This is a genomic window from Marinobacter orientalis (genome assembly GCF_004792665.1).
GTDB lineage: Bacteria > Pseudomonadota > Gammaproteobacteria > Pseudomonadales > Oleiphilaceae > Marinobacter > Marinobacter orientalis.
In genome coordinates, this window is the sequence record NZ_SRZX01000004.1 from 155,834 (window position 1) to 179,535 (window position 23,702).

The 23,702-nt window shown below is 57.5% G+C and carries 23 protein-coding genes; 6 read left to right on the forward strand and 17 right to left on the reverse strand.

Going from position 1 to position 23,702, the window contains the following annotated elements; all coding sequences use genetic code 11:
* Positions 1–8: 8 nt before the first annotated feature.
* The 11 genes from flgK to DIT72_RS12775 all read right to left on the reverse strand — a co-directional run bounded on the left by flgK (position 9) and on the right by DIT72_RS12775 (position 10,851).
* A complete protein-coding gene (gene flgK / locus DIT72_RS12725) occupies positions 9–2,066 on the reverse strand; it encodes a flagellar hook-associated protein FlgK (protein WP_135955624.1) in 2,058 nt (685 codons plus the stop codon).
* A gap of 5 nt (positions 2,067–2,071) precedes the next feature.
* Positions 2,072–3,061, reverse strand: coding sequence for a flagellar assembly peptidoglycan hydrolase FlgJ (flgJ, locus tag DIT72_RS12730; RefSeq protein WP_135955625.1), 990 nt, complete (start codon positions 3,059–3,061; stop codon positions 2,072–2,074).
* A gap of 8 nt (positions 3,062–3,069) precedes the next feature.
* On the reverse strand, positions 3,070–4,167 hold the full coding sequence (locus DIT72_RS12735) for a flagellar basal body P-ring protein FlgI (RefSeq protein WP_135955626.1): 1,098 nt from the start codon (positions 4,165–4,167) through the stop codon (positions 3,070–3,072).
* Positions 4,164–4,868: a flagellar basal body L-ring protein FlgH gene (gene flgH, locus DIT72_RS12740; RefSeq protein ID WP_135955627.1), complete on the reverse strand. Its 705-nt coding sequence runs from the start codon at positions 4,866–4,868 to the stop codon at positions 4,164–4,166. The genes DIT72_RS12735 and flgH overlap by 4 nt, the downstream gene beginning before the upstream one ends.
* A 28-nt stretch (positions 4,869–4,896) precedes the next feature.
* Entirely contained in the window at positions 4,897–5,685 is a 789-nt protein-coding gene (flgG, locus tag DIT72_RS12745) for a flagellar basal-body rod protein FlgG (RefSeq protein ID WP_135955628.1), read from the reverse strand.
* An 84-nt stretch (positions 5,686–5,769) separates the two neighbouring features.
* Entirely contained in the window at positions 5,770–6,522 is a 753-nt protein-coding gene (locus DIT72_RS12750) for a flagellar basal body rod protein FlgF (protein WP_135955629.1), read from the reverse strand.
* A gap of 82 nt (positions 6,523–6,604) precedes the next feature.
* Complete coding sequence (locus DIT72_RS12755; protein WP_135955630.1) at positions 6,605–8,485, reverse strand: flagellar hook protein FlgE; 1,881 nt, start codon at positions 8,483–8,485, stop codon at positions 6,605–6,607.
* 26 nt (positions 8,486–8,511) lie between these two features.
* On the reverse strand, positions 8,512–9,186 hold the full coding sequence (locus DIT72_RS12760; protein ID WP_135955631.1) for a flagellar hook assembly protein FlgD: 675 nt from the start codon (positions 9,184–9,186) through the stop codon (positions 8,512–8,514).
* 18 nt (positions 9,187–9,204) lie between these two features.
* Entirely contained in the window at positions 9,205–9,657 is a 453-nt protein-coding gene (flgC, locus tag DIT72_RS12765; protein ID WP_135955632.1) for a flagellar basal body rod protein FlgC, read from the reverse strand.
* Between the two features lie 34 nt (positions 9,658–9,691).
* Complete coding sequence (flgB, locus tag DIT72_RS12770) at positions 9,692–10,090, reverse strand: flagellar basal body rod protein FlgB (protein WP_135955633.1); 399 nt, start codon at positions 10,088–10,090, stop codon at positions 9,692–9,694.
* A 203-nt stretch (positions 10,091–10,293) separates the two neighbouring features.
* On the reverse strand, positions 10,294–10,851 hold the full coding sequence (locus tag DIT72_RS12775; protein ID WP_135955634.1) for a nitroreductase family protein: 558 nt from the start codon (positions 10,849–10,851) through the stop codon (positions 10,294–10,296).
* 208 nt (positions 10,852–11,059) lie between these two features.
* Here DIT72_RS12775 and DIT72_RS12780 point away from each other — a divergent pair, with 208 nt between their 5' ends.
* A complete protein-coding gene (locus DIT72_RS12780) occupies positions 11,060–12,490 on the forward strand; it encodes an adenylate/guanylate cyclase domain-containing protein (protein ID WP_135955635.1) in 1,431 nt (476 codons plus the stop codon).
* 12 nt (positions 12,491–12,502) lie between these two features.
* On the opposite strand, the gene queF is transcribed toward DIT72_RS12780, so the two are convergent.
* From queF to DIT72_RS12805, 5 genes are all read right to left on the reverse strand, one after another.
* Positions 12,503–13,321 (reverse strand): NADPH-dependent 7-cyano-7-deazaguanine reductase QueF, encoded by an 819-nt coding sequence (queF, locus tag DIT72_RS12785; RefSeq protein WP_135955636.1) that lies wholly within the window; start codon positions 13,319–13,321, stop codon positions 12,503–12,505.
* 21 nt (positions 13,322–13,342) lie between these two features.
* The gene (locus tag DIT72_RS12790; RefSeq protein ID WP_135955637.1) at positions 13,343–14,116 is read right to left on the reverse strand and encodes an ABC transporter permease; all 774 of its coding nucleotides are present in this window, start codon (positions 14,114–14,116) and stop codon (positions 13,343–13,345) included.
* Positions 14,113–15,060: an ABC transporter ATP-binding protein gene (locus tag DIT72_RS12795; RefSeq protein WP_135955638.1), complete on the reverse strand. Its 948-nt coding sequence runs from the start codon at positions 15,058–15,060 to the stop codon at positions 14,113–14,115. The genes DIT72_RS12790 and DIT72_RS12795 overlap by 4 nt, the downstream gene beginning before the upstream one ends.
* Before the next feature lie 159 nt (positions 15,061–15,219).
* Complete coding sequence (locus tag DIT72_RS12800) at positions 15,220–16,527, reverse strand: HD-GYP domain-containing protein (protein WP_135955639.1); 1,308 nt, start codon at positions 16,525–16,527, stop codon at positions 15,220–15,222.
* Positions 16,528–16,697: 170 nt separating this feature from the next.
* Complete coding sequence (locus DIT72_RS12805) at positions 16,698–16,970, reverse strand: PilZ domain-containing protein (protein ID WP_135955774.1); 273 nt, start codon at positions 16,968–16,970, stop codon at positions 16,698–16,700.
* A 196-nt stretch (positions 16,971–17,166) separates the two neighbouring features.
* On the opposite strand from DIT72_RS12805, the gene DIT72_RS12810 reads away from it, so the two are divergent.
* Together DIT72_RS12810 and DIT72_RS12815 are read left to right on the forward strand one after the other, a co-directional pair.
* Positions 17,167–18,180 carry a Fe(3+) ABC transporter substrate-binding protein gene (locus tag DIT72_RS12810; RefSeq protein ID WP_135955640.1) on the forward strand — a complete coding sequence of 338 codons (1,014 nt, stop codon included), beginning with the start codon at positions 17,167–17,169 and terminating at the stop codon, positions 18,178–18,180.
* 92 nt (positions 18,181–18,272) lie between these two features.
* Positions 18,273–19,961, forward strand: coding sequence for an ABC transporter permease (locus tag DIT72_RS12815; RefSeq protein ID WP_135955641.1), 1,689 nt, complete (start codon positions 18,273–18,275; stop codon positions 19,959–19,961).
* A gap of 26 nt (positions 19,962–19,987) precedes the next feature.
* On the opposite strand, the gene DIT72_RS12820 is transcribed toward DIT72_RS12815, so the two are convergent.
* Entirely contained in the window at positions 19,988–20,473 is a 486-nt protein-coding gene (locus DIT72_RS12820) for a thioesterase domain-containing protein (protein ID WP_135955642.1), read from the reverse strand.
* 239 nt (positions 20,474–20,712) lie between these two features.
* On the opposite strand from DIT72_RS12820, the gene DIT72_RS12825 reads away from it, so the two are divergent.
* From DIT72_RS12825 to DIT72_RS12835, 3 genes are all read left to right on the forward strand, one after another.
* Positions 20,713–21,687, forward strand: a complete 975-nt coding sequence (locus tag DIT72_RS12825; protein WP_135955643.1) for an ABC transporter substrate-binding protein — start codon at positions 20,713–20,715, stop codon at positions 21,685–21,687.
* A gap of 61 nt (positions 21,688–21,748) precedes the next feature.
* Positions 21,749–22,651, forward strand: a complete 903-nt coding sequence (locus DIT72_RS12830) for an ABC transporter permease (RefSeq protein WP_135955644.1) — start codon at positions 21,749–21,751, stop codon at positions 22,649–22,651.
* A gap of 10 nt (positions 22,652–22,661) precedes the next feature.
* A complete protein-coding gene (locus DIT72_RS12835; RefSeq protein ID WP_135955645.1) occupies positions 22,662–23,456 on the forward strand; it encodes an ABC transporter ATP-binding protein in 795 nt (264 codons plus the stop codon).
* Positions 23,457–23,702: the final 246 nt, after the last annotated feature.

A 23,702-nucleotide genomic window follows, 5' to 3' on the forward strand; every position in this document is an offset into this window, starting at 1 on the left:
TCGTGCTGTTACCGGAAACTCTGTAACAGGGTATTGAACAAATCCTGAGCCACGCTCATTACCTGGGCCGAGGCGTTATAGGCGGCCTGGTACTGGATCAACCGGCCGGCTTCCTCATCCAGGTTGACGCCCGAAACCGACTCCCGCTGGTTGCTGGACTGCTCCAGAAGGGTCTGGCCTGCGTCCTTGTCCAGCTGGCTCTGGCGGGTTTTCACACCGATATCCTCAACAAGCCCGGCATAGCCTTCGGCAAAGCTCTGGCTGCCATTGTTCAGCGTATTTTTGGTGCCCAGCGCGGCCAGAAATTCAGCGTTACGGTTATCCGACACGCCGTTGGTGTTGTACTCAATCTTGAAAGAGTCTTCGGGCCTGGGATTGCCGGAGATTTCAAACTGGAAACCGAAATACTCGTCAGAGCGCGGGTCCTCAGTAAAGAACTTATTAGAGACGCCCTTCTCAAACACATTGACTGGCGGAGTGCCCGAGGCGTTGCCTGCAATAAGTGGCGGGTCCCCCGGAGCTGCGTTTGAGTCAAAGACGTCGTAAACAAGCGTGCCTCCATCGTCACGGAACCGTATTTCCAGCGGCGGATCAAGCTGACCGTCCTGGCGGAAATTCGTCAGCAGCGAGTTGGTAAACGGGTCCCGTACGTTGAGCATCCTGCCCTGGTTGATGGTTGCATCACCGGTATTCGCGTCATCCCCTTCTGCCCGTACCGGGCTGGCGAAGGCCAGGTCCTCTTCCCGATCGACTTTCAGATCAATATTGGCCGCGGCCTGCCGTGTCGGCTGGATAAGGAACTTGTCGCCGGCATTAAAGGTGCCACCTTCCACGCGGATATTGAACCCTGGCATGGAAATCTCTGACTGCACCGGGTCTGGCAAACGGCCCTGATTGACAACCTCACCGGTCGCCCGGTCCACCAATTCGAAGTTGCGGCCGTCGCCACCAAACTCCAGCGACCAGCTGCCGGCCGGCAGCGCGGCACTGTCCGTAATCTCTACCGCCAGCTGCGCGTTCTTTGGAGCGGCGTTGTTGGCATTGGCCACCACCCTTCCCTGCTGCGCGGCTTCCGAGTTGATGTCACTGAAGAACAACCCACCCAGGTCACCCTCGAGGTCCATACCGATTTCATGCTGTTGATTGACGGTATCAGACAGCGCTATGGCGACACGTCCCAATTCGTCGAATGCCGGCTGCAATCCCTCCGACTCAAAGCGCCGCAAGCCGCCCAGTTTGCCGCCACTGACCTGTTCGTCCACGTTCAGAACCCGGCCACCGGTGGTCAGGGTAAACGCCAGCGACATGGGATCCTCGGAATTCACACGAGTGCCCAGTTGCGCTGCCTGGGATCCAACCACCAGAGCCTGGCCATTACTCAGGGAAACATTCACCTGGCTACCTTCGGCCCGGGTCACCCGGATGCTGACCAGTTCCGACAGCTCGCGCAGTTTCTCATCCCGCTTGTCCAGCAGCTCATTCGGCTCGCGTCCCTGGGCCAGCCCGGGCGATTCAGAGATAGCCTTGTTCAGTTCCGCGATGCTCTCGAGCAGTGTGGTGGCGTCTTTTGCGCCCTGCTGCATCTGGGTCTTGACCGATTCCCGTTGCTGAATAAATTCCTGGTTGAGCGCTTCAAAACGGTTGACCACCTGTTGCGCTTCGCTGAGAACCAGTTGCCTCTGGGGCAGCGAGGCCGGATCTTCTGCGGCGTTCTGCAGGCTGGCAAAGAAATTGTTGAGAGCATTACTCAGCCCCGTGGACTCCCCACCCAACAGGTTGTCCAGCCGGGACAATTCGGAATTAAGGGCCTCCTGTTCCCCGAACAGCGTGCTGTCTTCACGCACCTGCTGGGTCAGGAACTCATTCGCCAGCCGGCGAATATCGGTCACGTTAACCCCGGTACCCACAGATCCCGCACCGGTGCGCTGAGCCGCCTGGGTTTCGAACTGAACTTCCTGGCGGCTATAGCCTGGCGTATTGGCATTGGTTATATTGTTGCCGGTGGTATTCAGCGCAGTCTGGTGCCCGAGGATACCGGTCAGACCAATATTGATAAGCCCTGCCATAACCTTTACTCCTCAGCCCCGCGGGAGCCCATGGACAGCGTTGTCATGGAGTCGTTATTCATGATGCGGCGAATCTTGGCGCCGTAGTTCGGGTCGGTGGCGTAGCCGGCCTGCTGCAGCCTGTCGGCAAATTCATCAGGGTTGTCCGCCGCTGCCAGAACCTCGCGGTAACGGGGATTTGACTCAAGGAACGACACATAATCGCGGAAGCTGGCTTCATAGTCTGGATAGGCCCGGAATGCGGCCCGCTCGTTCATTGGCACACCTTCCCTGAACTCCGTAGTGGCAATATTCACCGATTCACCCTGCCAGCGGCTGTCCGCCTTGATACCGAACAGATTGAAACTGGGTGAGCCGCCGTCACCCTCGATCATGTGCCGGCCCCAGCCGGTTTCCAGGGCTGCCTGGGCAACCATCAGGCGGGGGTTGATACCGCTCTGCTCCGCCACTCTTTCAGCCATCGGCAGAAGTTCGCGCACAAAATGTTCCGGCGAGTCGAAGCGGTCTGGCATTACTTTGCCTGCCGTCGGATCAGTCGCTGACGCGGCGGTTTCGGCAACCTCATTCACCCTGTCCACCTGCTCCGGCAGACGCGGCGAGAGCACCGGCAAACTGCGGTCATAGTCAGCCAGCGCCTTCTTATGAGCGGCCATGGGTTCGCCCTTATCATCCATGCCGGGAATCTGCCGGCTAAGCTGACGAACCAGGGCTTCGGAAAGGCCGGTGCCCTGCTTCTGTGACAGTGTCAGGCTGAGCTGGCTGTCAAACATCTCGCGGTAGAACTCCGACTGCTGGCTGTTCAGGTAGTTGCCCTCGGCAAACACATCGCCCGCCTTACGCATCGACTTGACCATTTCAGACAGAAACAGGCCTTCAAACTGCTTTGCTACTTCCAGCAGCGCTGCATCCTTGTCAGTCCTGGCCTGGGTTTTCAGGTCATTAAGACCTCCGAAATCGGTATAGACCTGTGCTTTCTGAAGACTGAGATCCTGCATCACGCCACCTATATCACGATCAGCTCGGCCCGCAATGCGCCGGCCTGTTTAAGCGCTTCCAGAACTGCCATGACGTCACCCGGCGCCGCACCAACCTGATTTACCGCCTGAACAATCTGGTTCAGAGTGACGGCCGGGCCGAACTTGAACATCCTTGCCGGCTCTTCGGTGATCGCAATCTGGGTGTTGGGTTCAACAACGGTCTCGCCATCGCTGAAAGGGTTGGGCTGATTCACCTCCGGATTCTCTTCAATGGTCACCGTCAGGTTGCCGTGGGTCACCGCGGCCGGACTCACTTTCACGTTCTGCCCCACCACAATCGTGCCTGTACGACTGTTGATGACCACTTTGGCGGCATCCTGTGCCGGATCGACGGTAATGTTTTCAAGAATGGAAAGGAAACTCACTCGCTGGGACGGATCACGGGGCGCCTTTACCGACACCGCCGTGGCATCGTGGGCATAGGCCATGTCCGGTCCCAACTGGCCATTGATGGCTTCCACCACCCGGCGAGCCGTGGTGAAGTCAGCGCGCATCAGGTTGAAGGTGATGGTATCGCCCCTGTTAAAGGGGGAGATCACCTCGCGCTCGATGGTGGCACCATTGGGTATGCGGCCAACACTGGGCACATTCACGGTAATGCGCGAGCCGTCAGCGCCCTGGGCACCAAATCCACCCACTACCAGGCTTCCCTGGGCCATGGCATAAACCTGGTCATCGGCACCTTTCAGAGGGGCCATCAACAGCATGCCTCCCCTAAGGCTGTCGGCATTGCCGATGGACGACACGGTAATATCGAGTTCCTGCCCCTGCTTGGCGAACGGGGGCAGCGTGGCGGTGATAGTCACGGCAGCCACGTTTGCCAGGTTGGGATTTACGCCCGGCGGCAGGGTGATTCCGAACTGGTTCATCATGTTGCGGAAGGTCTGGTTGGTAAACGGCGCCTTGTCGCCGGTGCCATCCAGTCCCACCACCAGGCCATAGCCGACCAGCTGGTTGTTGCGCACGCCCTTGATACGGGCCAGGTCCTTGAGCCGGTCCGCCAGCACAGGCGCCGCGATGACTGACAGCGCTACCAGCAACACCCCGAATCTCAGCATTTTCATAGCGGGAACCACTCACTGTTGAAGAATCGTGCCAGCCAGCCCATCTGATTGGCCTGGTCAAAATCGCCGGTACCGCCGTAGGCGATCCTGGCGTCAGCAATACGGTTGGAGGCAATGGTGTTATCCGGCGAAATATCCTGGGGGCGAACAAGCCCGGTCAGACGGATATATTCATCGCCATTGGTCAGGGACAGCCATTTCTCACCACGGATATGCAGAACACCATTCGGGAGCACTTCGGTGACGGTTACGGTAATGTTGCCCGCCAGACTGTTGCTCTGATCGGCTTCCGCCTGGCCCGCAAAATCCCGCTCCAGATCGATATCGGTACCCAGGTCGATGTTGCTTCTGCCCAGGATACGAGGGTCCAGGATGGAGATTTCATTGTCTTTGGTAATGCTGCTTTCGGCGTTCTTGCTGGCGCGGGTTGACTCTTCCAGGGTCACGGTCAGGATGTCGCCAACGTTCAGCGCTACGGTATCGCCGTACAGGCTGTAGTTACGCGAGGACTGGTAAATAGCACCTGACTCCGGGTCTCTCTGCATCATGGCCTCGGCCCGAACCGGTGAATAGGCCGGGTCGTCCGGCATTGCCCGGGGGCGGCTCATGGCGGTACAGCCCTGAAGTACAGCCAGCGCCAGCACGACAGTCAGGATTCCTGCACCGTGCCTGCCTGATCTGTCAGTGATAATGGGTGTCATGATGGCCCTCCTGAAACGCTGCTACCGGTTAACCGATATTATTCGTGATGAACTGCAACATCTGGTCCGTTGCAGAAACCACTTTGGAATTCATTTCGTAGGCGCGCTGGGTGGTAATCATATTGACCAGCTCCTCCACCACTTCCACGTTGGAGGCCTCAACCATGCCCTGTTCCAGGGTTCCGAGGCCGCCGATGCCGGGCTCACCTTCAGCGGGATCGCCACTGGCATTGGTGGCCTTGTAAAGATTGTTGCCGATCGCCTGCAGGCCCTGCGGATTAATAAAGTCAACCAGGGTGATCTCGCCCAGATTGACGGGTGTCGCCTGGTCATCGGTCACCGCAGACACGGTGCCATCCTTACCGATGGTAACGTTGGTGGCGTTCTCCGGAATATTGATGTTGGGCTCCAGGGTGTAGCCATCCGGATTGACGATGTCGCCGTCGGCATTCAGCTGGAACTGGCCATCACGGGTGTAGGCAATCTGGCCGTCCGGGAGCAGTATCTGCATGAAACCACGGCCGTTTACCGCCATGTCCAGGGGCTGCTCGGTGACCTCCAGGTTGCCCTGGGAGAACTGTTTGGTGGTGCCAACGATACGCACACCCGTGCCCAGTTGAAGACCGGATGGCAGCTCCGAGTTCTGGGTATTCAGACCACCGGGCTGCCGGTCAATCTGATACAGCAGGTCCTGAAACACCGCCCTGTCCCGCTTGAAACCGGTTGTGTTCACGTTGGCCAGGTTGTTGGAGATGGTGGACATGTTGGTGTCCTGCGCGCTCAACCCGGTTTTGCTGACCCAAAGTGCTGGATGCATGTCATCTACTCCTTGCCGGGGCCGCTTCAATGCGGCCGAATTTTGCCGCTTTCACGCCCACCCGGACGATGTTCAATAGGTTTATCAGAGATTCTGCAACAGTCGTGCCGAAGCCTCGGAATTCTCATTGGCAGTAGTCATTATCTTCACCTGCATCTCGTACTGCCGGGACAGCTGCAGATTGGAAATCATCTCTTCGACGGCGTTCACATTGGAGCTTTCCAGAAATCCCGACGCCACCCGCATGTTGGCGTCTGGCGGCTCCGGACCGTCCAGCGCCTGGTCGGCTTTACGGCGGATAAAACCGTCTTCACCTTTCTCCAGGGCTCCGGGTGGCGGATTCACCAGTTTCAGGCGGTCCACCTCGACCAGCTGGTCTGGTGGTCCACCCACAGGAATTACGGAAATCGTGCCATCGGCACCGATCTGCACATTATCGAAAGGGGGTAATGCAACCGGGCCGCCATTGCCCATCACCATCTCGCCGCTGGAGAGGCGCATCAGGCCATTCACATCAATCTGCATGCTGCCGGAACGGGTGAACACTTCCTGGCCCTGCTGGTTCTGCACTGCCAGCCAGCCATCGCCTTCAAGGGCAACGTCCAGCTTGCGGCCCGTGTCCATCAGGGCGCCCGCAGAAAGATCCGTTCCCGGCCTTTCGGCCATGGCATAGGCGCGTGTGGGGTGATGCTCACCGAAAACCGGCATGCTGCGGGCCTGGGCAAAATCCCGCTTGAAACCGGTGGTGCTGACGTTAGCCAGGTTGTTGGCGTGGGCACGTTGGGAAAGCATGTTCTGCTTGGCGCCGGACATTCCAATATAGAGGGCTTTGTCCATGGGAAAACTCCTGCCGGAATTTTGACTGTATTCAGTCTTTCCATTGTTCTAGCAGGAGTTGTGCCATGTTCAGTTTTCAGGGTTAGCGGAGGTTGATGATCGTCTGGGTGACGGCATCGGAGGTTTCGATGGTTTTGGCGTTAGCCTGGTAGTTACGCTGGGCAATGATCAGGTTTACCAGTTCGGCGGAGAGATCCACGTTGGATTCTTCGATAGAGCTGGCCTTGATAGAGCCTAACGTTCCGGTATCCGGCGCGCCGACGATGGGCTGGCCGGATTCGAAGGTTTCCACCCAGGTAGTTTCACCCACCGGCGACAACCCGTTGGTATTGTTGAACGATGCCAGAGCCACCTGCCCGAGGGACTGTGACTGTCCGTTGGTGTAGCGGGCAAACAGAACCCCCTGATCGGAAACATCCAGGCCTGACAGACGGCCAGTCGCAAACCCGTTCTGGCGCTGATCGTTCACCCCGAAGTCGCTACCGAACTGGGTGGTGTTACCCAGGTCCAGTACAAAGGCAGATGTAGTAGGTGGGTCGGGAATAGGAGTGGTAACTTCCTCCCCCGGAGCCGGAGGGCCGTCCGCGCCGTTGGGTCTGCCGTCAGCGTCCTTGGGCGTCCAGTCATCGATCAGAATTTCGCCATTGGGATCACCGTTCACCGATTGCAGTACGCCGTCCTGATTGAAACGGGCCTGGTACGGATTCTGGTCCGTGCCTCCAACGAACTCACCATCAATCTGTGTGAACACGGACCACTCACTTATTCCGACACCATCACCCGGTGAAGGCTGTTTTACATAGAACTGAGTCATTTCGTGGGAATTGCCCAGGCTATCGTAAATAGTAGTGGAAGTGGCGTGGTTATAGGTGCGCTGATCCTGGGGATTGAACTGGTTGGTGATCTCAATGGTCCGCGAGTCCCACGAATTGGTCAGGTTCGTGGTGCCACTGGTTGACGCAATGTCCGTTATTTCGCGGTCTGCCGTGGGCCTTACTGTGCCCACGGCTGTGTCCGGACCCTGGCCAAAGTTGGTACTGCTATAGCTGGCGGTAAGATTGTTGCCACGATTATCGATCAGTCTCAGATTGCCACCAGTCAGCGATGCCGAAATCGTCGGCGCCTGGGCGTCATTGATGGCATTGACCAGAGACTGAGGGTCAGTCACACCCGTTGTATCCACCGGCACCGTTACCCCGCCTACGGCGAGATTGAAAGCAAAGTTGCCGTCATCTATTGCATCCTGCAAGTTCCCTTCCGTCATTCCCTCGTAGGTGGTGGTCGCAGATGCGGAAAGCCCTTCCTGGGCATTGAGTATAGCCACTACATCTGCCGCTGAGGAATCTGCACTGATGGACGCGCTGACGACACTGCCATCCTCGTAGGTGATATCAAATGTTTCAGCAGGAAATCCTGGATCGACAGCTGTAAAGTCGCCCATGTCCGCCACCCGACGCTCCAGCACCGTCTCCCGGGAATCCAGATTGACGTCCGTACGCAGATTTGTGGTACGCCGTGGTGCCAGGTTATCGGTTTCTACCTGCAGGTCGTCACGAATACCCGACAGGTTACCGTCGTCATCGGCCACAAAGCCCTGCACCCGCATATTCTGGTTGTTGGTGACAAACCCGTCCTTGTCGATACCGAACTGACCGGCTCTGGAATAACGGACTTCGCCGCCATTGTTGAGCACGAAAAAGCCGTCGCCGTTGATCGCGAGGTCCAGGCCGTTGTCGGTGAAGCTGATGTTGCCCTGGCTGAAGGACTGCTTGACGTCCTGCACCCGCACACCATCCCCAATCGGATTGGTGCCCGCACTCAGAAAGCCACTGGCGTACAAGTCGCCAAACTGGGCCTTGCTGCCCTTGAAGCCCACGGTACTGGCGTTGGCAATGTTGTTACCGGTGACATCAAGGTCCACCGATGATGCCCTTAAGCCGCTAAGACCTGTATTGAAAGCCATACTTCACCTCTGATTTTTCACCGGTATCAATTAATCTGCTCAACTTCTGACAGGGCGATGGAACCCATTCCAGCGAGGTTCAGCGTAATATTGCCGCCCTTGCCCAGCGAGACGCTGTCAACATTGGCGCTCATCATGGTGCCAAGCTGCTCAGGGCCTTCCGGGTATGACGCTTCCGCCACTACTTTGTAGGGGCCGGGAGGCAAACTGTTGCCGTTGCCGTCCTTGCCGTCCCAGCTGAATCCGGTTACACCGGCCTGCCGGGAGCCCATATCAATCTGCCTTATCCGTTCGCCGGCCTGGTTCTCGATCGAAATCCTCAAACCGGAGGTGCTGGCCGGAACTTCCACATTGCCTGAAATCTCGCCGTCAGCGCCCAGGATTCCCACGGAGGATGGCGCCAGAACAGTACGCCCCACCATCGCCGAGGCCTGCAGGGCCTGGGTGGAGCGGAACTGGTTTGCCACATCGTCCACACTGCCGGAGAGACCCTGCATCTCTTCCAGTGAACTGAACTGCGCCAGCTGGGAGATGAACTCACCATTGTCCTGGGGCTCCAGCGGATTCTGGTTCTTCAACTGGGCGATCATCAGTTCCATGAACTCGTTCTTGCCAAGCTCATTGCCGCTTTTGGTCTGCTGCTGCTCGAGCTTGTATTTGCTCAGCACATCCGAGGCATCTGCCGGGTTAATTGCGCTCATGTTTCAATCCTCGCTCGGTTACTGCTGACCCAGTGTCAGGATGCGCTGCATCATTGATTTGGCGCTGTTCATGATGTCCACGTTCATCTGGAAGCTGCGGGACGAAGACATCATGTCTGCCATCTCTTCAACCACATTCACGTTGGGATAATAGACATACCCCTCTTCGTTCGCCGCGGGATGATCGGGTTGGTATCGCATCTGCAGTTCGGCGTCGCTTTCAATGATGCCCTCGACCCGAACGCCGGCACCCTGACCTTCTTCGCTCCCGAAGGCCAGACCCTGCTGCTGTGACGGGTTCAGCATGGACTGCTGGATGGCTGCGAACACCGGCTTGCGGGCACGGTAGGTCTGCTCGGTACTGGAACTGGCAGTCTCGGCGTTGGCGATGTTGGACGCTGTGGTATTCAGCCGCAGTGACTGGGCTGTCATGCCGGACCCGGCGATATCGAAAATGCTACCCAGTGACATGGTGTTGCTCCTCAGTTAAATGACTGCGCCCGGATCACTGACCCGAGAGTGCCTTTTTGATGCCGGTAACTTTGCCGTTCAGGAACTGGAAACTGGCCTGGTAATCCATGGCGTTTCGCATGAAACGGGTCTGCTCCTGCTGCGAGTCCACCGTGTTGCCATCCACTGACGGCTGATGCGGAACGCGGTACAGCAGCTCGCTGTCCTGACCCATGGTTGACGTGTCCATGTGTGACTCGTGCGTCCGGCTCATGCCGAACCCGCTCATGCCTTCCTGGGCTTTCTGCATCATCGCCTGAAAGTCGATATCCCGCGCTTTGTAGCCCGGTGTGTCCGCATTGGCGAGATTGTTTGCCAGCACCTCGGCACGTTTGACCCGCCCTTCCAGGGCGTGCTGGTGAATGCCTAATGCTTTATCCAGGGTAATAGCCATAATGCCTCCGATACCTGCACCCGGCTTTGTTCAAATTGCCGTTTGTGCTTTATGCAGGACTGAAAGCAATCACGATGCCAGTTTTTACGGGATGTTGCGGGGCGGGGGCTGGGGCGGAATCCGGATCACTCATGGGAAGAGAGCAGGCATTAAAGCGGCAAGGGATTTCCCCCGCCGGAACCGGCAGGGGCAACTGCCGGCAGTTACTGCGGCCAGCGACTCACAAACTCTTTCTGATCGGGCCTTGGTACTGCCGGTTTGCTCGCGGTTACGGTACCGGTGAAAAGAAAGCCGGTAATGATCTCATTATCTTTGAGCCCCAGGCCCCTGATGATATCCGGATGATAGGCGAGACCACCCGTGCGCCACATGCCGCCATAGCCGGCAGCCTCCAGCGCCAGCAGCAAATAGCCCATACCAACAGCAGCCGACATGGTCTGCTCGATTTCGGGCACCTTGGGATGCGTCTGGTGACAGGCAATGCCGACGATAACCATCGGCGCCCTCAACGCTTTCTTGCGAAGCTTTTCCCGTGCTTTTTCCGGCGCATCGTCACCACAGGTTGATGCAAACAGATTACCCAGGGCGTTCAGGGCCTCATCCCCTTCAATGACCAGGTAACGCCAGGGACGCAAAAGCGCGTGGTCAGGCGCCCTTGCGGCGCAGGCGAAGGCTTTTTCCAGAGTCCCGGCATCGGGTGCCGGCGAGGCCAGGCGGGGCTCCGAAGAGCGGTTCATCAATGCATCCATTACTGCAGTCATAGTGTCTCGCTGTGGTTGGGTATACGCCGTAGTTTCGAGCCTGGATACCCTTACGAATTGTGGGGAAGATAGTTTGCTGTTAGTCTTCCATCTATGTACTTTCCACGATGAACACGTATTTATCTACCCTGAAAACAATAAATGATCCCGTAGATCCTTATATGAACCAACAGCAAAGCCTTCGCTACCTGGTGGATTCGCTTCTGAAATGATGAGCGCACCGATCGACCTGCGTAACGCCAGCACCGGCAAGGCTGCTGTTCTGCATTCCCAGAACAACCCCATTGCCATCCCCCCCATGCCGGATTATAACGGCAGAATTCTGGCATACACCGCCACCGCGGGCATCATCGTTTCGGGCATGCTTCAGGATGTATTTGGCCTTTGGATGCTATGGCTGCTCGCAGGCGCCCTCTCCTGGCCTCACATCGCCCATCAGGTTACCCGTCGGACCTTTTTGCGCAACTCGGCCCGTATCCGCCAGAAAATGCTGCTGGTGGACTGTGCCATCGGAGGCGGGTTCGTTGGTTGCATCGGGCTGGTTGCAATCCCGTCCGTGGCCGTCGCGTTGATGCTGATGTTCAGTTGCCTGATCATTGGCGGCATCCGCCAGTGGCTGTTCGGTACGACCATCATGGCTGTTAGCTGTGCCATTGGCCTGGCCATTGCAGGCCCGGCAGAGTCGTTCGAGTCACCGCTGATTACCAGCATTGTCGCGATACTGGCCACCGGGCTCTACATATGCGTTACTGCCTTATACTCCCATCAGCAGGCCCGTGCCCTGATGATGGCAAAAACCCAGATCCAGAATCAACGTGAACAGTCCGCCGCACTGTCTCACAAGCTGTCCAAATACCTCTCCCCGCAGGTGTGGCAGTCCATCTTTACCGGTGAGCGCGATGTGCGGCTGGAAACCCGGCGGAAAAAACTGGCCGTGTTTTTTTCCGACATCAAGGGGTTCACCGAACTTTCCGAGGAGATGGAACCGGAAGCACTGACCGAACTGCTGAACCACTACTTCAATGAAATGTCTGAAGTTGCCCTCAAGTACGGCGGCACCATCGACAAATTTGTCGGTGACTCCATCATGATCTTCTTCGGTGACCCCTCCAGCCGCGGCCAGAAAGAGGACGCCTTCGCCTGTGTCTCCATGGCCGTGGAAATGCGCAAGCACATGAAAATACTGCGCCAGAAATGGCGCAGCCAGGGCATCAAGACGCCGCTGGAAATCCGCATGGGTATCAGTACCGGGTACACCACCGTGGGCAACTTCGGTGCCGAAAACCGCATGGACTACACCATCATCGGCAAGGAAGTGAATCTGGCCAGCCGCCTGGAATCCCTCGCGAAGCCCGGCGAGATCCTCATCTCCCATGAAACCTTCTCTCTGATCAAAGAACGCATCATGTGCCGGGACAAGGGGAAGATTACCGTGAAAGGCTTCGGCCGGCCGGTGCCCATCTATGAGGTAGTGGACTTCCGCCGTGACATGGGCCCCAACCGTAGCTTTCTGGAGCACGAACACAGCGGGTTTGCGATGTATCTGGACTCGGAGAAAATTACCGAGCGCGAACGCGAGTCCATCCTGTACGCCCTCGAAAATGCCGCCGATCGCCTGCGCCAGGAAGCGAACTCCTGACTCCGCTCGCGCCTACTGCCTGATTAACCTCGGCCCTGCTGCATCTTCCGGCCTGGTGCTGCGCCATGGGTTGATATCCAGTCCGCCCCGGCGTGTATAGCGTGCGCAAACCGACAGACGCTGCGGACTGCAGCGTGCCATCAGGTCCATGAACATCGTTTCCACACAGTGTTCGTGGAAATCCTGCTTCTGACGAAAGCTTACGATGTACCGAAGCAGTCCTGCCCGGTCCATTGCCGGCCCGGTGTAGTCGATCAGTACCGTGGCCCAGTCCGGCTGCCCGGTTACCGGGCAGTTACTCTTCAACAGGTGGGAGCAAAGCTTCTGTGAAATCACATCACCACTGGCTAACAGACAATCCGGGTTGTAGTCATATTCCACGGAATCCAGCAACTCATCATCGATGAGCAGGAACCCTTGTGGCCGTCCGATCGCCCTTGCTCCCTGGTCGACACTGTGCAGCTCCACTGCCACCGAAGCGCCGCTTGCACTGGACAGATCCCGGGAAATGACCTCCCTGACCTGATCAGCCGAGGAGAACACCGTCTGGTTCAGGGAGTTCAGGTACAGCTTGAGCGACTTGGACTCTATGATGGATGGCGATGCCGACGGCACGCGCACTTCCGCCCATGCCACTGCAGGCACACCTCCCGGTCGCAGCCAGGAAATTTCCCAGGCCTGCCAGAGATCTTCACCAAACCACGGCCAGCGGCCGTCTTCCAGCCCGATGCGCCGACGGTTTTCATCCCTGGCAACGGGGAACAGCAGTTGCGGATCGTAGGCATCCGGGTAGTCGCTGGATTTGCCCAGCGGGGCATCAAAAAGGGCCATGAAAAATCCTGCGACCAGACATCAGTGACGAATGCCCTTGCCGCGCGCCAGCATGCGCAGGGAAACGGCAGACAGAATGGTGATAAACACCACAATCATACCAAGGGCAACGTACGGATTGACATCCGATACGCCAAGAATGCCATAGCGGAAGGCATTCACCATGTAGAGGATGGGATTGATCATCGACACTCCCTGCCAGAAGCCCGGCAGCATGTCGATGGAATAGAACACCCCACCCAGGTACGTCAGTGGTGTGAGAATAAATGTCGGCACGATGGAAATGTCATCGAACTTGGTGGCCAGCATGGCGTTGATGAAACCACCCAGTGAAAACAGTGCCGAGGTGAGAAACACCGTCAGGATTACCATCGGCAGATGATGAATCGACAGCTCGGTGAAGCCCAGCGACAGCAGCGTCACAATCAGGCCAATACCCAATCCGCGGGACATGCCGCCGGTGACATAGCCCGCCAGAATGATCCAGTTGGGCACCGGTGAAACCAGTAATTCCTCAATGCTGCGCTGGAACTTCATGGAGAAAAACGACGACACCACATTGGCATAGGAGCTGGTGATCACTGCCATCATGATCAGCCCGGGAACGATAAACGACATATAGTCGAAACCATCCATAACCCCGATGCGGGAGCCGATGAGATTGCCGAAAATAATGAAGTACAGGGTCATGGTGACCGCTGGCGGCAAAAGGGTTTGCGGCCATATCCGCATGAACCGGCGGATTTCACGGGTCACGATGGTTTTGTAGGCCGTCAGCATGGCATCTGTTCTCATGCCGCGTCTCCCTCCCTGGCGGTGCTTGGGTTATTGTCCTCCACCATGCGAATGAACAGCTCTTCCAACCGGTTGGCCTTGGTGCGCATGCTGACCACTCGGATGCCCTTCTCTTCCAGCTGGATGAACATGCCATTAAGACTCTGGCCTTTTTCCACATCCACCACCATGGCGCCCTCGCCATCAAGATGGCTGTAGAAACCATCAAGAACCGGTGCATGCCCGAGCGGCTCGGCGGTGTCCAGAACAAAGGTTTCCGAACTCAGTTGCTGCAACAGCTCCCGCTTGCTGGTATTACGCAAGATCCGGCCATGATCAATAATGGCGATGTTACGGCACAGCGCTTCTGCCTCTTCCAGATAATGCGTTGTCAGAATAATGGTGGTGCCCTGGCGGTTCATTTCCTCAAGGAACGTCCACATGGATCGACGCAGCTCGATATCCACGCCGGCGGTGGGTTCATCCAGAATCAGCAGTTTCGGTTCATGAACCAGCGCCCGGGCAATCATCAACCGGCGCTTCATGCCGCCGGACAGCATCATCGCCGGGGTATTGCGTTTATCCCACAGCCCCAACTGACGCAGATACTTTTCGGCCGACTCCGATGCTTTCTTCAGGGGAATGCCATAGTAGCCGGCCTGGGTGGTGACGATATCGAACACCTTCTCGAACTGGTTGAAGTTGAACTCCTGGGGCACGACGCCGAGGTTCAGTTTGGCGTCCGAGAGATGGGTATCGATATCGGACCCGAAAACACGCACCTTGCCTGCACTCTTGTTCACCAGGGAACAGACGATGCCAAGCGTGGTGGACTTTCCTGCGCCATTGGGTCCCAGCAGTGCGAAGAAATCACCTTCGGCTACGTGAAGATCAATACCCTTGAGGGCCTCAAAGCCGTCGCCATAGGTCTTGACCAGACCTTCAATTTCCAGTGCGTTGGTCATAATGAATCCAGAGGAACAAAAACAGGTAGTTATAGGTTGTGCCAAGGGAAGAGGAATTCAAGTAGGCAGGGCGCTGTCGCACGAATCGGGAGGAAACTCAGAACTGCGGGTCAACGATAGCTCAGCATCCTTATCTGATCATCCGTATCGTTGGTGCTCTCAGGCACCAACGATACGGGAAAGGCTCCAGCGGGATTCAGCCCCGGTCACATCGTAATGTTCCGGATGCAGACCTTCTGTGCCATAGGGCAGGCACTCGGCGATGCTGAGGGATTCCTGGCCGCCAAGGCTTTCGTTGTACCTGGCCAGGTCAACAATGCGGGCAGACTTGAGAGGACGGCTGTCATGATCTGTCATAATCATCACTTTCGGCCACAGGCGACGCTCTGGCGTATGGGAAACCACAACTCCCCGCTGGCCATCCGTCAGCTCAACCAGGCTGCCGGTAGGATAGATGCCAGTGGCCTGAATAAACTGCTCCACCAGGTCTTCCTGAAACTCGATATTGCGCATGTCATAAAGCAGATTCACGGCACGGGCAGGCGTCAGCGGCTCTGCCCCATCGCGGGGGCCAATCAGGGTTTCAAAGTACTCCGCCAGCCCGGCAACCTTGGCCAGCAGTGGAATTCTGTCACCGCGTACGCCTTCGGGAAAGCCGGAACCGTTATGCCGCTCCCGGTGCCCCTGAACAACGCTGATAACAGCTCTTGATAACCCTGTGTCCAGCAGCTTCTCTACACCCGTTTCCACGTAACGACGGTAGGTCGTGAAATCACCCGCATCCAGCTTGCCTTCGTTACGCAGAATATGGCCCGGAAGGTCCAGCTTGCCAATCTGCGACAGCAGGCAGCCCAGCCCAAGGTGATTCAGAAGACCTTCATTCAGACCAAGCTGACGACCGCAAACCAGGGCCCATACGGCGGTATTCAGGGAGTGCCGATAGAGATAGTCATCGTGATGCCGTGTTCGGCTGAGCCAGAGCAACGCATCAGGATTGCGAATCGCACTGGCAACCATCCTGCGGGTTACTGTAGCCACTTCCCGCCAATCCGGCGTAACCCCTTCCTTTATGGCTTGAAACACCTGATGGAGAGAAGCCTCTGCATCCGCCATTAACTTTCTGGATACTTTGAGCTCCTTCTTCATGCTGGTTACATTTTCGTAGCTGACCGGCTCCCTGATGCTCAGCGGGGGCAGTTGCACCAATTCGCGACTGGTTCCCGCTCGCATTGGCTTATCAGTAGAGTAGCGGCTGCCAGATTTGTTCTGCTCAATGCTTTCACGGATTTCCGCAACGTCAATGACCACCCACTTGCAGTGGGACAGCACTGAGCGGACGTCGTCCTGGGAGCGGATATGGAAACCCTGGATAGGGAAAGGGGTCTGGTGCCACGGGCGATCAAGATCAGACACAAACATGCCGATTTCAAGATCATGGGCAGCTATTTTCTTTTGACGAATTCCCACGGGACACCCCCACACGGATACGAATCGATAGTCACCATTGTGGACACCGCGGGAAAAGAGTCCATTACATTTTTGTAGTGCAAGGTAACCAGAATGCGACAGAGAGTAACGAAAACTATCAGCGGGAAACAAAGTGTAGCAATGTGACAGGGCTCACATTTAACATCGTGTCATGCATCTTCGAACTGCAGCCCGAATCCATCATTGGTCTTGCGCACCACCATCATATCCAGAACCGGGGCGGGCACCGGCAGGCCCTGCACCTGGACCTGAACCTTGTCCCCAATTGATGGCACAAACGGTTCGGTATCCACCACCACAAAAACACCGCCATCGGATATGTCTCTGGTCGAAAACACGAACTCACCCAGTTTTTCATGAGTTACGCGGACTTTCGCACTCATCGCCGTGCGGTTATGTATTCTGCGATCATTTCCACCCATAGTCTGTGTGCCCGCTACTTTCTGCATAGTTTTTATAGTCTTCCGAAGCATAGCACCATTTTTAAAAGAATATGGTAACGGTGTATTGACACCGTGCTGAATAGTAATGAGAATGGTTGTTGTTTTTAAACATCGCTGACTCTTAATACCATTCAGCAAGTCACCGCTTACCGAAACAGATAAAGGAAGGCCCAATATGCGCTTAAAACTAGCCGCTACCGCCCTTGCCGCAGCCTGCGCCCTGCCAATTCAGGCCAGCGCCGACGGAGAGGTCAACATCTATTCCTACCGTCAGGCCTATCTGCTGGAACCTCTTCTGAATGCCTTTGAAGAAGAAACCGGTATTGAAACCAATGTGGTTTTCGCCAAGAAAGGTCTGGCAGAGCGTCTGGAGCGGGAAGGTCGCAACAGCCCGGCTGACCTGGTGATGACCGTGGACATCTCCCGCCTTAACGAGCTGGTTGAGCGGGGACTGGTGCAAAGCGTCGACAACGACACGCTGGAGCAGAACATCCCGGAACACCTGCGCCACCCCGACGGAAAGTGGTTTGCACTGACAACCCGTGCCCGCCTGATCTTCGCTTCCAAAGAGCGCGTTGAAGAAGGTGAGATCACGACCTACGAAGACCTGGCCGACGACAAGTGGGAAGACCGCATCTGCACCCGCAGTGGCAAGCATCCGTACAACATTGCCCTGTTCTCATCAATGATTGCCCACCACGGCGAAGAAGCAGCCGAAGAGTGGCTGGAAGGCCTGAAAGACAACCTGGCGCGCAAGCCCCAGGGTGGCGACCGGGACCAGATCAAAGCCATTCACGCCGGCGAATGTGATATTGCCATTGGCAACAGCTACTACTATGGCAACATGCTGAACGACGAGAACCAGCGTGAACAGGCAGAAGCCGTGCGCCTGATTTTCCCCAATGCCGATGGCCGGGGCACCCACATCAACATCAGCGGTGTCGCACTGACCAACAGTGCCCCCAACCGCGACAACGCCATTCGCCTGATGGAGTTCCTGTCCACACCACAGGCGCAGAAGATCTATGCCGAGGCCAATACCGAATATCCGGCCAACCCGGAGGTCGAGCCGTCCGGCATTGTAGCCGAGTGGGGCGAAATCAATCCCGATGACCTGTCCCTGCAGGAAATTGCCGAACATCGCAATGCGGCAGTACGTATGGTCGATCGCGTCGATTACGACAACTGATTCAGGCGCTTTACCCAAAAAAGCCGGGACGTTGGTCCCGGCTTTTTTGTACAATCCCGGCCCTGAGCTTTTCATGAACCCCAAGGGAACCTATGACCGAGGCCATCACCGCAGACCAGACCGGAGCTGACCATCCCCTGCTGGCCAGGCGGACCTCGAAACGCTGGTTGATTACTGCAGCACTCACTACAGCCATTGTGGTGATGCCGGTCCTGTCTGTGATTATCCTCGCCCTGTTTCCCGAAGAAAACATCTGGCCTCACCTGCTGGACACCACCCTTCCCCGCTACCTGATCACAACCCTTAAACTGATGGTCGGTGTTGCCATAATCACCCTTTTCATTGGCCTGGCCACCGCATGGGCGGTCACCATGTGCGAGTTCCCCGGCCGCAGGTTTTTCGAGTGGGCCATGCTGTTGCCGTTTGCGGTGCCGGCTTACGTGATCGCCTATGTATACACCAGCCTCCTGGATTACGCCGGGCCCGTTCAGACCACCCTGCGGGAATGGTTCGGCTGGCGTAATGCCACTGATTACTGGTTCCCGGAAATTCGCAGCCTCGAAGGCGCCACGCTGATGATCGGCCTGGTGCTCTATCCCTACGTCTATCTGCTGGCAAGGGCTGCCTTTCTCGAGCAGTCGCCGTCATTATTTGCCGTCAGCCGCAGCCTGGGCCACTCGGCACTGAGCACCTTTTTCAGGGTGGTGCTGCCGATAGCACGCCCGGCCGTTGCCGTCGGCCTGTCGCTGGTACTGATGGAAACACTGAACGATTTCGGCACCGTCGACTTCTTTGCCGTCCAGACTCTCACTGCGGGCCTGTTCGATACCTGGATGAATCTGGGCAACCTCGGCGGTGCTGCACAGATTGCCACCACCATGCTGGCCTTTGTGGTGATTCTGGTCACCCTTGAACGATATTCACGGCGCAAACAGCAGCAGTTTGCGGCGCGAGACAATCGCGACCCCATTCGCCGCTTCACCATGTCATTTCCGCGCCAGATGATCTGCGTAGCCGTCTGCGCACTGCCAGTCATATTCGGCTTCCTGTTACCAGCCATTACTCTGGGCCAGTACGCGTGGGAATACTTCGATGAAAGCTGGAACACAGACTTCATCCGCAACACCCTCAACAGCCTGTTCCTGTCCGGCACCGCTGCCCTGACCACGCTGATTATCGGGGTGACACTGGCCTACAGTCGCCGCCTTCACAATAGCCGCGGCATGCAGATCATGATGCGGCTCTCCAGCCTGGGCTATGCCATGCCCGGTGCCGTGCTTGCGGTGGGCGTGATAGTGCCGCTGGCGGCGTTCGACAACCGGGTAGACAGTATCATGAGGGATACCTTTGGCATCAGCAGCGGATTACTGCTCAGCGGTTCGGCCTTCGCCCTGATCTTTGCCTACACCGTACGCTTCCTGGCGGTATCGGCCGGAAGTGTGGAAAGCGCGCTGCAGAAAATTACCCCGAGCATGGACATGGCTTCCAGGTCGCTGGGGCATACACCCGGCCAGACCCTGGTCAAAGTGCATCTGCCGATGCTCCGGGGCACCCTGATTACTGCAGCTCTGGTGGTGTTCGTGGATGTAATGAAAGAATTGCCTGCCACCTTGATCCTGAGACCGTTCAACTTCGAGACTCTGGCCACCTACGTGTATCAGTTTGCCTCGGATGAACAGCTGGCACGCAGTGCACTGCCCGCGCTGATTATTGTGCTGGCCGGCATCATACCGATTATCCTGATGAGCAAGTCCATTTCCGGCACCCGCTCCATCAGTTGATGCCACGGGCAAGATCACAGACTCTGTCAGATAACCGGCCTGGAATGGGCGCCCTGCACCACAAAGCGTCCCTGAAAAACCGCCACCGGCTCGCTAACCGGTTCCGTCGAGGGCTCGCCACAGTAGACTTCTGCAATCAACGACAACCGCCCTTTGCCATGGCGGGCCAGACTCTTGCGGAACCTGGCGGGAATTTCACCGCCGGGTAGACGGCACAGGGCATAGAAGTCACTCTCGACCGGTTCGATATACTCAATTTCACCAACCTGTATCACCACATTACCGGCCAGACCCAGGTCGGACAAAACCAGCTCAACCAGACCCCAGGCTGAAATCACCGCTACCGAATAGACGCTGCCCCCAAAACCGGTGCCCTGATGGTTATGGTTGGGCTCCAGGGGAGCACTGACCAGCAGTGCGTGGCCATCGTAGGACAGTAATTCCACCCCCAACGCTTCCGAGAGCGGAATCATGCTTTGAATGCGTTTCTGAAAACGGGCTAACTGAGTCATATTCCCTCCTGAACATGACGTCAGTTTATGCCCGTTTCAGTGCTTTCCCTATGCGACTTACGTCGGTTCACTGCCGGCAGTGCCCTGTGAAATTGATGAATAAGGCCTCTTCCCCTACCCCGCAAACCAGTAGCCTGTGATAAACTCCTGCCCCGCTATCAAACAGGCGTTCGGCACTCAGATTGCAGACTGCACTCTGGCCGCGCCGCACATTCTCAACTGACTCCGGAGACCGGCTTATGGCCAAGAGAATTCTGCGCACGCTGCTGGGCACTGCCCTGCTGGCAATGGCTGCTATTGCTCAGGGTGATGACCAGCGGGTGGTCGCGATTACCCAGATCGTGGAGCATCCGGCACTGGATGCGGTGTACCAGGGAATCAGGGACGAACTGGAAGAACGGGGATACAACGATGGCGACAACCTTCGCATCATGCATGAAAGCGCTCAGGGCAACTCTGCCATCGCCTCGCAGATCGCCCGTAAGTTCGTGGGCGAAGGCCCGGACGTAATTGTCGCCATCGCCACTCCGTCCGCCCAGACCATCGCTGCGGCCGCGCGCAAAACGCCCGTGGTGTTCTCCGCCGTTACCGACCCGGTGGCTGCCCGGCTTGTCAAAAGCCTGAAGGCGCCCGGCGCCAACATTACCGGTGTTACCGACATGCTGCCCATCGAGAGACACCTGGATCTGCTTGAGCGGGTGGTACCCGATGCCAGGCGCATTGGTACCGTTTACAACCCCGGTGAAGCCAATGCGGTTGCCTTGGTGGAAATGATCGAAGAGAGTCTGGAAGCCCGCGGCATGGAACTGGTGAAAGCTGCCGCCACCAAGACATCCGAAGTGCTTGGCGCCGCCCGCTCCCTGGCAGGCAAGGCAGACGCCATCTACCTGACCACAGACAACACCGTCATCAGTGCGGTGGAGGCGGTGATCTCCGTCGGGGAGCGTGCCGGCATTCCGGTATTCGCGGCTGACACCGCCACCGTCAGCCGCGGCGCCGTGGCCGCGCTCGGCTTCGACTACTACGACCACGGCCGCCAGACCGGCGCCATGGTCGCCCGCATCCTGGAAGGCGCCAACCCGGCTGACATGGATGTAGAGTCCGTCGACACTCTGGAACTGTTCGTGAACCCCGCTGCCGCAGAACGCATGGGCATTACCCTGTCCGACGATCTGATCAGCGAAGCGGAAGAAGTCATAAACAGCGACCAATAACACACTGTTCACGGGCTGCCTCACAAGGGCGGCCCGTTTTCATTTACGGTGAACCTGCCCCATGCTTAGCAATATTGCCTTCTACGGCGCCATAGAAACCGGCCTCATCTACGGCCTGGTTGCCTTTGGTATCTATATCTCCTTTCGCGTACTCGATTTCCCGGACCTGACGGTAGACGGCAGTTTTCCGCTGGGCGCCGCCGTTGCCGCCGTGCTGATTATCGACGGCGTCAATCCCTGGCTGGCGACCGGCGCCGCCGTGATTGCCGGCATGGGTGCCGGTGCCGTGACGGCACTGCTTAACGTCAAGCTCAATATCCTCAACCTGCTGGCCTCAATCCTCACCATGATTGCGCTCTACTCGGTGAACCTGCGGATTATGGGCCGCCCCAACATTGCATTGTTAACCGAGGAAACCGTGCTCACACCCTGGTACAACCTGGATCTGGAATTCCACCAGGTGCCGGTATTGCTGTTTACCCTGGTAGTACTGGCGGGTCTGGTACTGCTGTGGCGCTTCATGAAATCGGAAACCGGCCTGGCCATGCGCGCCACCGGTGCCAACCCGAGAATGGCACGGGCCCAGGGTATAGCCACCGGCGCCATGATTGTTCTCGGAGTTGCCCTGTCCAACGGCCTGGTAGGCCTGGCAGGCGCACTGTTCGCCCAGAGCCAGGGGGCGGCAGACGTCACCATGGGCGTGGGCGTGATCGTCATTGGCCTGGCTTCGCTGATTGGCGGCGAGGCCGTGCTGACACCCTCTTCGGTGGTGCGGGCCCTGACTGCCTGTGTGATCGGCGCCATCATCTACCGGCTGGCCATTGCCCTGGCGCTGAACGCGGACTTCCTGGGCCTGCAGGCGCAGGATCTGAACCTGATCACCGCGGTGCTGGTCACCCTGGCCATCGTACTGCCCGGTGTTCGCTCGTCCGTTGTCGCGCGGCTGACCCGCAACAAAGCCTGAAGGAGGACACATGATTACAGCAACCGATCTGACACTGACCTTCGGCAAGGGTACGCCCCTGGAAAACCCGGCCCTGCGCGGCATGAGCCTGACCGTTAACCAGGGGGAATTTGTCACGGTTATCGGCAGTAACGGCGCTGGTAAATCCACTTTCCTCAACGCCCTCGCCGGAGAGGTGATGGTGGACAGTGGCAAGATCATTGTCGATAACCAGGACGTCACCAAGTTGCCCACCTACAAGCGCGCGGGCAGTGTGGCGCGGGTCTTTCAGGACCCCCTGGCCGGCACCTGCGAAGGCCTCACCATCGAAGAAAACCTGTCGCTGGCCATCAAACGTGGCCAGCGCCGCGGGCTGAGCGCAGCGGTCAAGGGCCGCTACCTGGAGCAGTTCAGAACCAGCCTGGCCTCGCTCAACCTGGGCCTGGAAAATCGCCTGGGCGACAAGATGGGCCTGCTCTCGGGCGGCCAGCGCCAGGCCGTCAGCCTGCTGATGGCCAGCCTGACACCCTCGGCCATCCTGCTGCTGGACGAACATACCGCCGCACTGGACCCGAAAACGGCGTCCTTCGTGCTGGCGCTGACCACGCAGATCATTGAGCAACAGAAGCTCACTGCACTGATGGTCACCCACAGCATGAAACAGGCGCTGGAAGTCGGTGACCGGACGGTGATGCTGCATCAGGGCCAGGTGGTATTCGATATTGCCGGCAAGGACCGGGAAGGTCTGGAGGTGAAGGACCTGCTGGAACTGTTCGAGAAACAGCGCGGGCTGGAAATCACCGACGACAGTCTGCTGCTGGGTTAAGGCTGCACCGGCGGGGAATGGCCGGAACCTTCCCCTGCCGGACAACTTTTTCCGATTTCTGCCTGCACAGTTTTTGACCACAACATCTAGTGGTTTCTGGTAATGCCGCTCAAGACGGCGTTTCTGCGGCAGTTTCCTAATTTTCAAGTATTCCTTCATTGATTTTCTTGCGCTTTCGGACGCTGTCTATAGTTGTCTTCTTATTCACAGACCACTATATCCTGTTATACTCATCCAATATTCACC